At 64.8% G+C, this 13,005-nt stretch carries 16 protein-coding genes; 12 read left to right on the top strand and 4 right to left on the bottom strand.

Annotation, left to right across the window (positions count from 1 at the left end):
• Nucleotides 1-15 precede the first annotated feature (15 nt).
• Complete coding sequence (gene infA, locus WN73_RS07975) at nucleotides 16-306, top strand: translation initiation factor IF-1 (protein ID WP_011084263.1); 291 nt, start codon at nucleotides 16-18, stop codon at nucleotides 304-306.
• Between the two features lie 276 nt (nucleotides 307-582).
• The gene (locus WN73_RS07970; protein WP_011084262.1) at nucleotides 583-795 is read left to right on the top strand and encodes a cold-shock protein; all 213 of its coding nucleotides are present in this window, start codon (nucleotides 583-585) and stop codon (nucleotides 793-795) included.
• Between the two features lie 99 nt (nucleotides 796-894).
• Here the strand turns inward: WN73_RS07970 and WN73_RS07965 are convergent, their stop codons facing one another.
• On the bottom strand, nucleotides 895-1,392 hold the full coding sequence (locus WN73_RS07965; protein WP_011084261.1) for a pilus assembly protein N-terminal domain-containing protein: 498 nt from the start codon (nucleotides 1,390-1,392) through the stop codon (nucleotides 895-897).
• Nucleotides 1,393-1,546: 154 nt separating this feature from the next.
• Nucleotides 1,547-2,374 carry a sterol desaturase family protein gene (locus tag WN73_RS07960; protein WP_028173501.1) on the bottom strand — a complete coding sequence of 276 codons (828 nt, stop codon included), beginning with the start codon at nucleotides 2,372-2,374 and terminating at the stop codon, nucleotides 1,547-1,549.
• A gap of 265 nt (nucleotides 2,375-2,639) precedes the next feature.
• Here WN73_RS07960 and WN73_RS07955 point away from each other — a divergent pair, with 265 nt between their 5' ends.
• The 10 genes from WN73_RS07955 to WN73_RS07910 all read left to right on the top strand — a co-directional run bounded on the left by WN73_RS07955 (nucleotide 2,640) and on the right by WN73_RS07910 (nucleotide 11,566).
• Complete coding sequence (locus tag WN73_RS07955) at nucleotides 2,640-2,804, top strand: Flp family type IVb pilin (RefSeq protein ID WP_011084259.1); 165 nt, start codon at nucleotides 2,640-2,642, stop codon at nucleotides 2,802-2,804.
• Between the two features lie 70 nt (nucleotides 2,805-2,874).
• Nucleotides 2,875-3,021, top strand: coding sequence for a hypothetical protein (locus WN73_RS07950; RefSeq protein WP_165448137.1), 147 nt, complete (start codon nucleotides 2,875-2,877; stop codon nucleotides 3,019-3,021).
• Nucleotides 3,022-3,143: 122 nt separating this feature from the next.
• The gene (locus WN73_RS07945) at nucleotides 3,144-3,668 is read left to right on the top strand and encodes an A24 family peptidase (protein WP_028173502.1); all 525 of its coding nucleotides are present in this window, start codon (nucleotides 3,144-3,146) and stop codon (nucleotides 3,666-3,668) included.
• Nucleotides 3,669-3,795: 127 nt separating this feature from the next.
• Entirely contained in the window at nucleotides 3,796-4,596 is an 801-nt protein-coding gene (gene cpaB, locus WN73_RS07940; RefSeq protein ID WP_028173503.1) for a Flp pilus assembly protein CpaB, read from the top strand.
• An 11-nt stretch (nucleotides 4,597-4,607) separates the two neighbouring features.
• A complete protein-coding gene (locus WN73_RS07935; RefSeq protein ID WP_028173504.1) occupies nucleotides 4,608-6,083 on the top strand; it encodes a type II and III secretion system protein family protein in 1,476 nt (491 codons plus the stop codon).
• A gap of 20 nt (nucleotides 6,084-6,103) precedes the next feature.
• Nucleotides 6,104-6,838, top strand: coding sequence for a CpaD family pilus assembly protein (locus WN73_RS07930; RefSeq protein ID WP_011084255.1), 735 nt, complete (start codon nucleotides 6,104-6,106; stop codon nucleotides 6,836-6,838).
• A complete protein-coding gene (locus WN73_RS07925) occupies nucleotides 6,835-8,103 on the top strand; it encodes an AAA family ATPase (protein ID WP_011084254.1) in 1,269 nt (422 codons plus the stop codon). The genes WN73_RS07930 and WN73_RS07925 overlap by 4 nt, the downstream gene beginning before the upstream one ends.
• A 21-nt stretch (nucleotides 8,104-8,124) precedes the next feature.
• Complete coding sequence (locus WN73_RS07920) at nucleotides 8,125-9,588, top strand: CpaF family protein (protein ID WP_028173505.1); 1,464 nt, start codon at nucleotides 8,125-8,127, stop codon at nucleotides 9,586-9,588.
• Between the two features lie 16 nt (nucleotides 9,589-9,604).
• Nucleotides 9,605-10,582 (top strand): type II secretion system F family protein, encoded by a 978-nt coding sequence (locus WN73_RS07915; protein WP_028173506.1) that lies wholly within the window; start codon nucleotides 9,605-9,607, stop codon nucleotides 10,580-10,582.
• A 9-nt stretch (nucleotides 10,583-10,591) separates the two neighbouring features.
• Entirely contained in the window at nucleotides 10,592-11,566 is a 975-nt protein-coding gene (locus tag WN73_RS07910) for a type II secretion system F family protein (protein WP_011084251.1), read from the top strand.
• A gap of 62 nt (nucleotides 11,567-11,628) precedes the next feature.
• On the opposite strand, the gene WN73_RS07905 is transcribed toward WN73_RS07910, so the two are convergent.
• Together WN73_RS07905 and WN73_RS07900 are read right to left on the bottom strand one after the other, a co-directional pair.
• Complete coding sequence (locus tag WN73_RS07905; RefSeq protein ID WP_028173507.1) at nucleotides 11,629-12,444, bottom strand: tetratricopeptide repeat protein; 816 nt, start codon at nucleotides 12,442-12,444, stop codon at nucleotides 11,629-11,631.
• A gap of 209 nt (nucleotides 12,445-12,653) precedes the next feature.
• A complete protein-coding gene (locus tag WN73_RS07900; RefSeq protein ID WP_011084249.1) occupies nucleotides 12,654-12,857 on the bottom strand; it encodes a hypothetical protein in 204 nt (67 codons plus the stop codon).
• Between the last annotated feature and the right edge of the window lie 148 nt (nucleotides 12,858-13,005).

Raw genomic sequence — 13,005 nt, 5'->3', positions numbered from 1 at the left:
GACCTGGAGACATTCATGGCTAAGGAAGAGCTGATCCAGTTCGAAGGACTGGTCACCGAAATCCTCCCCGACGCCCGCTACCGCGTGCAGCTCGACGCCGGGCACGAGATCGTTGCCTACACCGCCGGCAAGATGAAGAAGAACCGCATCAAGACGCTCGCGGGCGATCGCGTGACGGTGGAGATGTCGCCCTACGATCTCGAGAAGGGCCGGCTGATTTTCCGCCACAAGGACGAACGTCCCGCAACATCCGGCGGACCGCCGCGGGGTGGCGCGCAGCGCGGTGGCCAGTTCCGCCGCCGCTAGGCGGCGAACGACGATTCCGCGCGCAAGCGCGGAATCGAAATGCTGACCTGTATGCTGATCTGCCGCGCACATCGCGGCGGATCAAAAAATCGTGCGCGTCAGGATTGTTTTGAAGCCTCATTTCCAATAAAATGAATTAATCGATTTTCGGCCGGACGACATTGGCATCCACCGGTACAGCCGGTTCAGACACGCTGACGACCCTTCCAGAAATTCGATCTAACCTGCCCGCGCGAGCGGGCTCTTACATTGTGTATCTGAGAAGGAACTACCCCCGTGAGCATGGGAACCGTGAAGTGGTTTAACGCGACCAAGGGCTTTGGCTTCATCCAGCCCGACGACGGCGGCAAGGACGTGTTCGTGCACATCAGCGCCGTCGAGCGCGCCGGTCTCGGCACGCTGCGCGAAGGCCAGAAGATCTCCTACGAGATCGTTGCCGATCGCCGGTCCGGCAAGTCGGCCGCCGACAATCTTCGCTCCGCTGGCTGAGTCGACGGAGTTTCGGCTCGCGCGAACGAGCCAACGCAACAGAAAAGGCCGTGCGCGACGCACGGCCTTTTTTCATGTTCGAAGAACGGGGCGGTCCTGCTAGTTGGTCTTGGCGCCCGCGCCGGCGTTGCCGCTGGCATTGCTGCTCAGCGAACCGGCCTGGCTCATCGTGGTGTTGAAGAAGTTGTCGCTGTCGCCCAGCGTCACGCGACGCTGGCAAATCGGCATGCAGCTATAGGACTCACGCTCGACCCCGCGGTAGACGGTGACGAGCCGGTCGCTCGGACCTTCGACCTGGATCTGGCGGTCGACCAGGATCTCGCCGCCCCTGTCGAGCGCGATGAAATTGGTGGCGCCGTAGCCCTTCCCGGTCACGACGATCATGCCGCCGGGCTGGAGCGTGACGTCGGCGATCAGGGGATTGCCGACCACGATGGTCGCAACCTTGCCGGGCAGCCGGACCAGCTTGGCCTGGTCGACATTGACGGCGATGGTATCGGCGGTGGATTCGGCAAGACCGGCAGCCGGCGATGCCAGCACCGCGGCCGCAACCAGAAGACACACGCGCGCATGGCGGCGCAGCAGTTCTTTACGCATACTCTTACCCCCGGGACGTCACAAACCGGCAGAAGCGATTGATACAGCGGAGCCGGTGCCCGACCGCGCTAACCTGCCCTCAATTCGTGAACGTTCCGCAAATTCGCCGACTATTGTTTGAGCGGACTGGCGTTTTAAAGTCCTCGCGGTCGTGCTAGCGGCGGAACGGATAAGCGAGCTGGCCCGCGATCTCCCTGGGCATGGTCGCTTCGTCCTTGCCGTAATCCTGCGGCAGTTGCCCCTCCGGCATGCGGAAGGTGCCGAACAGCACGTCCCAGAGCGGGAAGGTCCCGGCGAAATTGGTGTCGCCGCCCTCCTCGAGCGAGGTGTGGTGCCAGCGGTGGAACACCGGCGTCGCCAGCACGTATTTGAACGGTCCGAAGGTCCAGTTCAGATTGGCGTGCACGAAGGCCGAGTGGAAGGTCGTGAACGGGGCAAGCCAGATCATGACATTCGGGGAAATGCCGGCCATCAGCAGCACGACGTCGACCCCGATCGAGCCGAGCACGAGATTGACGGGATGGAAGCGGGCCGCCGAAATCCAGCTGATCTCCTCCGAGGAGTGATGGATCGCGTGATACTTCCAGAACTCGCCGCCGTGGAACAACCGGTGCAGCCAGTACAACATGAAATCCGACAGGACCAGGAAGAGGACAGCCTGGACCCAGAGCGGCAATAGCGCCAGCGGGCCGTGGCCATTGTCGTAGAAGGCGATGAGACCGTCGGCATCGTGGATGTTGAAGAGGAGACTCGCGCCGACGATCAAGAGCCCGATCCGCATGGTGCGGGCGAACACCGGAACGAAGAACCAATAGCAGATGTCGGTGACGATCTCCCGCTTGCGCCACCAGGGCGTGCCGGGATTGCAGGCCCAGAAATGCTCGAGCACGGTGAAGACCGCCGCGAGCGCGAGGGTGATGGGGACCACCTTCGCGATGGTCTCGCCGAGCATCAGGGCGACTTGCATGGGCAGGCTCGACATCGTCGCCTCTCTTCCGGATTGCTGGTCCTCCTACGCCTACTCCGCGAAATTTAAGGGAGGGTGAAGCCGGCGACGCACTTGCGGTACGTTAGAACCGCAGCGAATTCCAGCGGGCCTTAAGGCGAAATTCACTCTGGGCAAAAGCATCGCGCAGGGATCGGGTTTGCACGATCGAATTAACTCTACCGAAAGAGCTCGGCTTTCATGCTCTTAGCGTCAAAGACAGCGCCGAACGAGGCGATCCAACCCCAGATGGAGTTTGTTCATGAAGAACCTGATTGCGCGTTTCGCCAAGGATGAATCCGGCGCCACCGCCATCGAATACGGCCTGATCGCCGCCGGCATCGCGCTGGCCATCATCACCGTCGTCAACAACCTCGGCAGCACGCTGAACACCAAGTTCACCTCGATCAGCACCTCGCTGAAGTAAGCGACCGACAGGCGACGGCAAAAGCCCCGGACATCCGGGGCCTTTGTTTTTCTGAGTACGGCGAGTTCCAGTGGCGTTACGCAAGTACAGAACCGATGCCGCGGTTGCGGCGAGCGAGGCGGAGGCGGCGCAGACCGGCTCGCCGGCCTACTGGGTCTGCCTTGCACTGCTGCTTGCGACGCTCGCACTCGCCGCGCGCATTGCCAGCCTCTGGTGAGCACGCCTCGCGCGATCCGCCCTGTCGAGGCCACAGCCGCCGTTGTCGGTTTGTTTAGCTCTGCAGGGTAGCATCGGGCGACGCCAGATATCGCGACGAACCCAGGCCTCAAGACGCAGCCCATGATCCTCGACCTTGCGCGCCTTCTGCTCTTCCCGGCCCTGATGGCGTTCGCCGCCGCGAGCGATCTCTTCACGATGACGATCTCGAACCGCGTCTCGCTGGCGCTGGTCGCAGGCTTCTTCGCGCTCGCCCTCACCGGTGGCATGGCACCTTACGAGATGCTGGGCCATGTCGGCGCCGGCGCGCTTGTCCTGGTCGTGGCCTTCACCTGTTTTGCGATGGGCTGGGTCGGCGGCGGCGACGCCAAGGTCGCGGCCTCCGTCGCGCTCTGGTTCGGCTTCGCGCCATTGATGAACTTCCTGCTCTACGCCTCGCTGTTCGGCGGAGCGCTGACGCTGCTCCTGCTCCAGTTCCGGCAATGGCCGCTGCCCTACGGCCTCGCGGGCCAGGCTTGGCTTGCGCGACTGCACGCCAAGGAGAGCGGCATTCCCTATGGCATCGCGCTCGCACTGAGCGCGCTGATGGTCTACCCGGAAACCGAGTGGGTAAAGGCGATCGACCTCACTCATCTCGCACTGCGTTGAACGCTCCGGGTAAACCAGGCGTTAAGGCGATTTAGATACGCCTCATTAACCATGCTTTGACGAATAGCTGGTCAACTGCCGATTACGGCGGCGGCTGCGTCGCGGCGTTTGTTGGAAAGTGAAGCGTATGAATAGGGCACGCATTGTCGTCCTGACGGTCGCCATCTGCGCCGGCGGTGTCGCCGCGTACCTGGCGAGCGGCTCGGACAATTCTGCGCCGCCTCCGGCGGCTCCGGTCGCGCAGCTTCCAACCGTCGACGTGCTGGTGGCCAAGAACGACATCGGCCTCGGCCAGACCGTGAAACCGGAAGACGTGCAATGGCAGACCTGGCCGGCCGCGACCGCCAGCGCCACCTTCATCCGCCGCAACGAGCGCCCCGAGGGCGTGACCCAGGTGACCGGCTCGATCGCGCGCGCCCCCTTCATCCAGGGTGAGCCGATCCGCGACCAGAAACTGGTCAAGGCCGAAGGCTCCGGCTTCATGGCGGCAATCCTGCCCACCGGCATGCGCGCGATCTCGACCGAGATCTCGCCGGAGACCGGCGCAGGCGGCTTCATCCTGCCCAACGATCGCGTCGACGTGCTTCTGACGCGCCGCCTCAAGAACCCGGACCCGAGCAACGGCGCCCCCGATATCGTCACGTCCGAGATCATCCTGGCCAACATCCGCGTCCTGGCCATCGACCAGGCGCCGAAGGAGAAGGACGGCCAGAATACGGTGGTCGGCAAGACCGCCACCCTCGAGCTCAACCCCACGCAGACGGCGACGCTTTCCGCCGCCCGCCAGAGCGGCACGCTGTCGCTGGCGCTGCGCAGCATCGTCGACGTCAAGATGAGCGAGATCACGCTCGATGATTCCGCACAGAGGCGCGATGGCGTTTCGATCATTCGCTACGGTATCCCAAGCTCGACGGCGAAGGCACGATGAGGTCAGTCGATATGAAATGCAGGGCAGATTTGGCGACGATGCGAACCTCAATGGTCCGCGCCCTGTCGTTTTCGGCCGCCCTCGCGCTGGTGCTCAACCCGGCACTGACCCCCGTGGTCGCCGCCGACTATCGCCCCGCAGCGCCGGTCGCGGCCGACGGCCAGATGAACGCGCGCTTCCTCTCGCTCGGCGTCGGCAAGTCCATCGTGATCGACCTTCCGCGCGACATCAAGGATGTGCTGGTCGCCGACCCCAAGATCGCCAATGCGGTGGTCCGCTCGTCGCAGCGCGCCTACATCATCGGCGCCGCGGTCGGGCAGACCAACATCGTGTTCTTCGATTCCGCCGGCCAGCAGATCGCGGCCTATGACATCGCGGTCAAGCGCGACCTCAACGGCGTGCGCGCCGCGCTGAAGCAGATCCTGCCCAATTCCGACATCCAGATCGACGGCCTCGGCGAAGGCATCGTGCTGACCGGCACGGCGGCGAATCCGATGGAAGCGCAGCAGGCCAATGATCTCGCCGCGCGCCTCGCCGGCGGCGCCGACAAGGTCGTGAACTCGATCGTGGTCCGCGGCCGCGATCAGGTCATGCTCAAGGTGACAGTCGCCGAAGTCGCGCGCAGCATCGTCAAGCAGCTCGGCATCGACCTCACCGCCAACCTCAACTACGGTACCTCCGTGGTGACCTTCAGCAACTCCAACCCGTTCACCGCTCTTGGCAAAAATCTGGTGGACGGCAACAGTCTGACCACGAAGTTCGGCGCGACGCCGTCGGTGCAGGCCACCCTGCGCGCGATGGAGACCGCCGGCGTGATCCGGACGCTGGCCGAGCCGAACCTGACCGCGATCTCCGGCGAGTCGGCGACCTTCATCGCCGGCGGCGAATTCCCGGTACCGGCGGGCTATGCGTGCGATCCCACGACGCATGTCTGTACCACCCAGATCAGCTTCAAGAAGTTCGGCATCTCGCTCAACTTCACGCCCGTGGTGCTGACCGAGGGCAAGATCAGCCTGCGGGTGATGACCGAGGTTTCGGAACTGTCGAACGAGAATGCGATCACGCTGTCGCAGGCCGTGACCTCCACGTCGGTGAACTCGCTCACGGTGCCTTCGATCAAGACCCGCCGGGCGGAGACGTCGCTGGAGATTCCCTCCGGCGGCGCGATGGCGATGGCCGGCCTGATCCAGCAGCAGACCAAGCAGGCGGTCAGCGGGCTGCCGGGCCTGATGCAGCTCCCGATCCTCGGCACGCTGTTCCGCAGCCGCGACTTCGTCAACAACGCGACCGAGCTGGTCGTGATCGTGACGCCCTATATCGTTCGCGCGGTGGCGCAAAAGGATCTGTCGCGGCCGGATGACGGATTCTCCGCGCCTGCCGATCCGCAGGTCGAGCTGCTCGGCAACATCAACCGCATCTACGGCGTGCCTGGCCGGACCGAGCCGGGCCGGAACTACCGCGGCACCTACGGCTTCATCACCGACTAAGGCGGAACGGGGACTTCGTTATGACCACAAGACCACCCCAGATTCGCAGAGGCGCCATCGGCTTCGGTGGCGCGCTCGTCGGCATCGGGCTTGCGCTCGGCGGCTGCCAGCACGACGAAGCGGTCACCGCCTCCATTCCCGACAGTTACAAGCAGCGTCATCCGATCGCGATCGAGGAGCAGAACCGCTCGATCGTCGTCTTCGTCGGCCACGCCCGCGGCGGGTTGACTGCGGCCCAGCGCGCCGACGTGATGGGCCTGGCATCGGCCTGGCTGCATGAGGGCACCGGCGCCATCCATATCGACGCGCCGTCCGGCACGCCCAACGCGCGTCCGGTCGCGGAGTCGATGCGTGAGATCCAGGCGATGCTGGCGGCGGCAGGCGTTCCGCCACGCGGCATCATCGCCCGCCCCTACCAGCCGGAAGACAAGCGTTTCCTGCCGCCGATCCGGCTGACCTATTCCAAGATCGCCGCAGTCGCGGGCCCCTGCGGCCTGTGGCCGGAGGACATCGGCCCCTCGATGAAGAACAAGGGCTGGTTCGAGAACAAGGAATACTACAATTACGGCTGCGCCTATCAGCGCAACCTCGCAGCCATGGTCGACAATCCCTCGGACCTCGAGCAGCCGCGGCCGGAGACACCTTCCTATACGACACGGCGCACCGCCGCGTTCGAGAAGTATCGCAAGGGAGTACCGACGGCGGTCTCCTATCCTGAGGCCGACAGGGCCAAACTCAGCGACACCGGCAAATGATCAGCTACGCCAGGCAAACACACGAAGAGCAGCCGGAAGCAGCTCCGCCGCCGGCCGAGGAGCATATCGCGCCTGCGCCGCGCGTCTCGGTCCAGGCCTTCTGCGAGACCGTGGAAACTGCTGCCGCGGTACAGTCGGCCGGCGAGGATCGCCGTCTCGGCAAGGCCCACCTGAAGATCCAGATGGGCGGCATGGCGGCTGCGGTCGAAGCCTACCGCTCGGCGCCCACGCCGAACGTGATCGTGCTCGAGAGCGACGGCCGCAACGACCTCCTGGGCGGGCTCGACCAGCTCGCCACCGTCTGCGACGCCGGCACCCGCGTGGTCGTGATCGGCCGCATCAACGACGTCATGCTCTATCGCGAGCTGGTGCGCCGCGGCGTCAGCGACTACGTGCTCGCGCCGGTTGGCGCGATCGACGTCGTGCGCTCGATCTGCAACCTGTTCTCCGCGCCGGAAGCCAAGGCGGTCGGCCGCATCATCGCCGTGGTCGGCGCCAAGGGCGGCGTCGGCGCGTCCACCATCTCCCATAACGTCGCCTGGGCGATCGCGCGCGACCTCGCGATGGACGCGGTCGTCGCCGATCTCGACCTCGCCTTCGGCACCGCCGGGCTCGACTACAACCAGGACCCGCCGCAAGGCATTGCGGACGCCGTGTTCTCGCCCGATCGCGTCGATACCGCCTTCATCGACCGCCTGCTGTCGAAATGCACCGACCACCTCAGCCTGCTGGCGGCGCCGGCGACGCTGGACCGGGTCTACGATTTCGGCACCGACGCCTTCGATTCCGTGTTCGACACGCTGCGCTCCACCATGCCCTGCATCGTGCTCGACATCCCGCACCAATGGTCGGGCTGGACCAAGCGCGCTCTGATCGGGGCGGACGACATCCTGATCGTGGCGGCGCCCGACCTCGCCAATTTGCGCAATACCAAGAACCTGTTCGACCTGCTGAAGGCCTCGCGCCCCAACGACCGGCCGCCGCTCTACTGCCTGAACCAGGTCGGAGTGCCGAAACGTCCCGAAATCGCCGCTACGGAGTTCGCCAAGGCGATCGAGAGCCAGCCGGTCGTCTCGATCCCGTTCGAGCCGCAGATCTTCGGCTCGGCGGCCAACAACGGCCAGATGATCGCGGAGATCTCCGCCAACCACAAATCGATCGAGATGTTCCTCCAGATCGCCCAGCGCCTGACCGGCCGCAGCGAAACGAAGAAACAAAAGTCGTCCCTGCTTTCACCCCTGATTGATAAGTTGCGGGGAAAATAAGCCGCCGCATGGAGTCGTTAAGTGTTCGGTAAGCGTAGCGGAACAGACACCGACCTTCGGGCCCCGAAGCCCGGCGCCGTGTCGCCAGAGCCTGCCCCGGCTCCGGCGCCGACGGTGTCGCGCGCGCCGCCCCCGCCGGCCGTCGCCTCGCCGCCGCTTGCCCCGGCGAGGCCTGCGCCGGCGATGGAAACCCGCCGCTCGGACAATTACTACGAGGTCAAGGCGACCATCTTCGGCGCGCTGATCGAGGCCATCGACCTCGCCCAGCTCGCCAAGCTCGATTCGGAATCGGCCCGCGAGGAAATCCGCGACATCGTCAACGAGATCATCGCGATCAAGAACATCGTGATGTCGATCGCCGAGCAGGAAGAGCTGCTCGACGACATCTGCAACGACGTGCTCGGCTACGGCCCGCTGGAGCCGCTGTTGTCGCGCGACGACATCGCCGACATCATGGTCAACGGCGCCAACACCGTCTACATCGAAGTCGGCGGCAAGATCCAGCGCACCGGTATCCGCTTCCGCGACAACCAGCAGCTCCTCAACATCTGCCAGCGCATCGTCAGCCAGGTCGGCCGGCGCGTCGACGAATCCTCGCCGATCTGCGACGCGCGCCTTGCCGATGGCTCCCGTGTCAACGCGATCGTGCCGCCGCTGTCGATCGACGGGCCCGCACTCACCATCCGCAAGTTCAAGAAGGACAAGCTGACCCTGGATCAGCTCGTCAAGTTCGGCGCAATCTCGCCGGAGGGCGCCGAGATCCTCCAAATCATCGGCCGCGTCCGCTGCAACGTGCTGATCTCCGGCGGTACCGGCTCGGGCAAGACCACGCTGCTCAACTGCCTCACCAACTACATCGAGCACGACGAGCGCATCATCACCTGCGAGGACGCGGCCGAGCTTCAGCTCCAGCAGCCCCACGTGGTGCGGCTCGAAACCCGCCCGCCCAACATCGAGGGCGAGGGCCAGATCACCATGCGCGAGCTGGTGCGCAACTGCCTGCGTATGCGCCCCGAACGCATCATCGTCGGCGAGGTCCGCGGACCCGAGGCGTTCGACCTGCTTCAGGCCATGAACACCGGCCATGACGGCTCGATGGGCACGCTGCACGCCAACAACCCGCGCGAGGCGCTGTCGCGCTGCGAATCCATGATCACGATGGGCGGCTTCTCGCTGCCGTCGCGGACCATCCGCGAGATGATCTGCGCCTCGATCGACGTCATCGTCCAGGCCGCGCGCCTGCGCGACGGCTCGCGCCGCATCACGCACATCACCGAGGTGATGGGCATGGAAGGCGACACCATCATCACCCAGGACATCTTCCTCTACGACATGATCGGCGAGGACGCCAACGGCAAGATCATCGGGCGGCACCGCTCGACCGGCATCGGCCGTCCGAAGTTCTGGGAACGCGCTCGCTATTACGGCGACGAGAAGCGCCTTGCCGCCGCACTCGATGCGGCGGAAGTGGCGCCAACGACGTGAGCAGGTCAGCGCCGCCATGAACATGCAGGTCCTCGCCCTCGCCTTCCTCGCCACCGCCGCTGTCGGCGGCATCGCCTGGGTCTTCCTCTATCCGTTGCTGTCCGGGGAGCGGAAGGCGGAAAACCGCCGTGCCTCGATCGCGCGCGCCGACGCGCCCGCGGCCAAGCAGACCGAAAAGAGCCAGCGCTCACGCCGTGAGCAGGTCGAGACTTCGCTGAAGGATCTCGAGGCACGACGTCAGCAGGAGAAGAGCGTTCCGCTCAACATCCGCCTGTCGCAGGCGGGGCTGGACTGGACGCCGCAGAAATTCTGGATCGTGTCCGCCGTCGTGGCGGGCGTGCTGTTCGTAGCCGCCATGTTCGTCGGTGGCGGCCTGCTCGGCGGCGCCGGCCTCGCCTTCGCCGGCGGCTTCGGCTTGCCGCGCTGGGCACTCAGCTTCCTGAAGAAGCGCCGCGAAAGCAAATTCCTGGCCGCGCTGCCCGACGCCGTCGACGTGATCGTCCGCGGCATCAAGGCGGGCCTGCCGCTGTTCGAATCGATCAAGGTGGTCGCCGCCGATTCGCCCGAGCCGCTGCGCAGCGAGTTCCTGGCCATCATCGAGACGCAGGCGATCGGCATGCCGCTCGGCGAAGCCTGCTCGCGCCTCTACGATCGCATGCCGCTGCCGGAAGCCAACTTCTTCGGCATCGTCATCTCGATCCAGCAGAAGTCGGGCGGCAACCTCTCCGAAGCGCTGGGCAACCTCTCCAAGGTGCTGCGCGACCGCAAGAAGATGAGGGAAAAGATCCAGGCGATGTCGATGGAGGCCAAGGCTTCGGCCGCCATCATCGGCTCGCTGCCGCCGATCGTGATGTTTCTCGTCTATCTCACGACGCCGCACTACATCTCCCTGCTGTGGACCCATCCTACCGGGCAGCTCATGCTGGTCGGCTGCGTCGTCTGGATGTCGGTCGGCATCATGGTGATGAAGAAGATGATCAACTTCGATTTCTGACGGTGGCGTATGGTCGAATTTCTGGTTTCGAAACTGCATGACGTCCGTTTCATGACCATGCTGCTGGCGGCCATCGCCGCCAGCGCTACCGTCTATACGCTGGTGATGCCGCTGTTCGCCGGCGAAGGCCTCTCCAAGCGCATGAAGGCGGTGGCGAGCGAGCGCGAGCGGATCCGGCAGCGCGAGCGCGAGCGCCTCAACAAGAGCGAGAAGGTCTCGCTGCGCCAGACCCCGAAGCAGCTCGTCTCCAAGGTCGTCGAGGATTTCAACCTCACCAAATGGCTCGCGCAGGAAGCTGCCCGCGACAAGCTCATCATGGCCGGCTACCGCGGTCAGGCGCCCTACATCACCTTCCTGTTTGCGCGCATGGTCGCTCCGATCACCCTGTTCGTGGGCTCGGTCCTGTACGTGTTCCTGATCGCGCATATGGAGAAACCGGTGCCGGTCAAGATCGGCATCTGCATCGGCGCCGCCTATCTCGGGCTTCAGGCCCCGATGCTGTTCCTCAAGAACGCGATCTCCAAGCGCCAGCTTTCGATCAAGCGCGCCTTTCCCGACGCGCTCGACCTGCTGCTGATCTGCATCGAATCCGGCATGTCGGTCGAAATGGCATTCCGGAAAGTCGCCACCGAAATCGTCGGCCAGTCGATCGCGCTGTCGGAAGAGTTCACGCTGACCACCGCCGAGCTGTCCTATTTGCAGGACCGCAAGGTCGCCTATGAGAACCTGGCGCGGCGCACCGGGCTCGAGGGCGTCAAGTCGGTGTGTCTGGCGCTCCAGCAGGCGGAACGTTACGGCACTCCGCTCGGACATTCCCTGCGCGTCATGGCGCAGGAAAACCGCGACATGCGCATGACCGAGGCCGAGAAGAAGGCCGCTGCGCTGCCGCCGAAGCTGACGGTGCCGATGATCCTGTTCTTCCTGCCGGTGCTGTTCGTCGTCATTCTCGGGCCGACCGGCATCAAGATCTCCGAGATGCAGTGACGCAAGACTTGAGCCGCGTGCGGTTCGCGCGAGCGGCTTTGGGATGAGACGATCGGGTCGGATCAGTCGGGTCGGCTGAGCGCGGCGACGGGCGTCCGCTTCGGTGCGCCGCGTGGGACGTCGCTGCGGCTCAGCATTTCCTTGAGATAGGCGACGTTGGCTGCGGCCTGCTCCGGCGGCAGGTCCGCCTTCACGATAGTCTCGGCTTCGGCAAAGCGGCCCTGGAGACCGACGACCAGGCCGAGATTCTGCCGCACCCGCGCGCTCGCGCGCGGCGAGGCGTAGGCCTGCCGCAACGCCTCTTCGGCCTTGGGAAGGTCTCTCGACAGCATGTAGGACAGGCCGAGATTGGACAGCACGCCGGGATCGCCCGGCGCGATCTTCAGCGCGCTCGCATAATAGGAACGCGCCTCATCGTGACGGCCCATCTGATCGAGCGCCGTGCCCTGCACCGAGAGCAGACGCCAGTCCGGATTGTCGGGTGAATGCGCTTTCGACAGCACGTCGAAGGCCTGCTGGAAATTGCCGTTGTCGGCGAGTGCACGGCCGTACTGGGCGAGCAGCGCCTTGTTGCCGGGATTGGCGATGGTCGCCTGCTCGAGAACGGCGGCGGCCTGGGCGCGCTGGCCGTTGGCGCGCAAGGCCTGACCATAGCCGAGCGCGGCCTCGGCGTCCTTGGGATTGGCACGGTAACGCTCGCCATAGACTTCGACGGCGCCTGCGGGATCGCTGGGAGGGGGGGCCTCCGCGCGCGACCCGATCGATCCGGTGACGTCGGAGAGCTTTGACATTGCCGTGCAGCCGCCGAGGCTCATGGCCACCACCGCAACGAGCGAGGCAGATGCGAGAAGCCGGGCAGGACTGAACCGTTGACGCATGACGCTTTGACTCTCGAGCGGATGGATCGAGCCGAACGCGCCAGCAATAGACTGTTAACCCTAATGGCGGGTTAACGCTGGGATGCCTGCCCCTCTCACGGCGGCGTCCGCGGCGGCACCTCTCCGCCGAGACCGAGGTCGAGGCCGAACGCCTTCACCTGCTCGTTCAGGTCTGGAGATCTGCCCGTCGCCGGTTTCGTTTCACCCGATCAATATTCGATGGCAAGCCGCTTGCGGATTTCGTCGACGCGCTTGTCGAGCGCGTCGAAGCGCGCATGGACGGAGCGGTCGTGGAGATAGAAGACGTAGCCGCCGGCAAGGAACGCGAAGATCCAATGATGATGCTCGACATAGCTGAAAATCGCCTCGACGACCTGGCCGATGAAAGTGACCATACTCCACACGACGTCCATTGCATTTCCTCCCGGCAGGCTTCGCTTTCGGCCACCGGTGATCTCCTTGCACCTGGCGGCCGTTGCCGGAACCTAGCATGGCCCCCTTGCTGCGAGTAGCCGCTCGCTCAACGGTGACGGCAAAGCCGATTGCGGCCACCGCAAAACT

This window comes from Bradyrhizobium sp. CCBAU 45394, from assembly GCF_028128655.1.
GTDB classification, from domain to species: domain Bacteria; phylum Pseudomonadota; class Alphaproteobacteria; order Rhizobiales; family Xanthobacteraceae; genus Bradyrhizobium; species Bradyrhizobium diazoefficiens.
The sequence above is the reverse complement of the archived record's forward strand: the minus strand, read 5'-3'. Positions and strand labels throughout refer to the sequence as shown.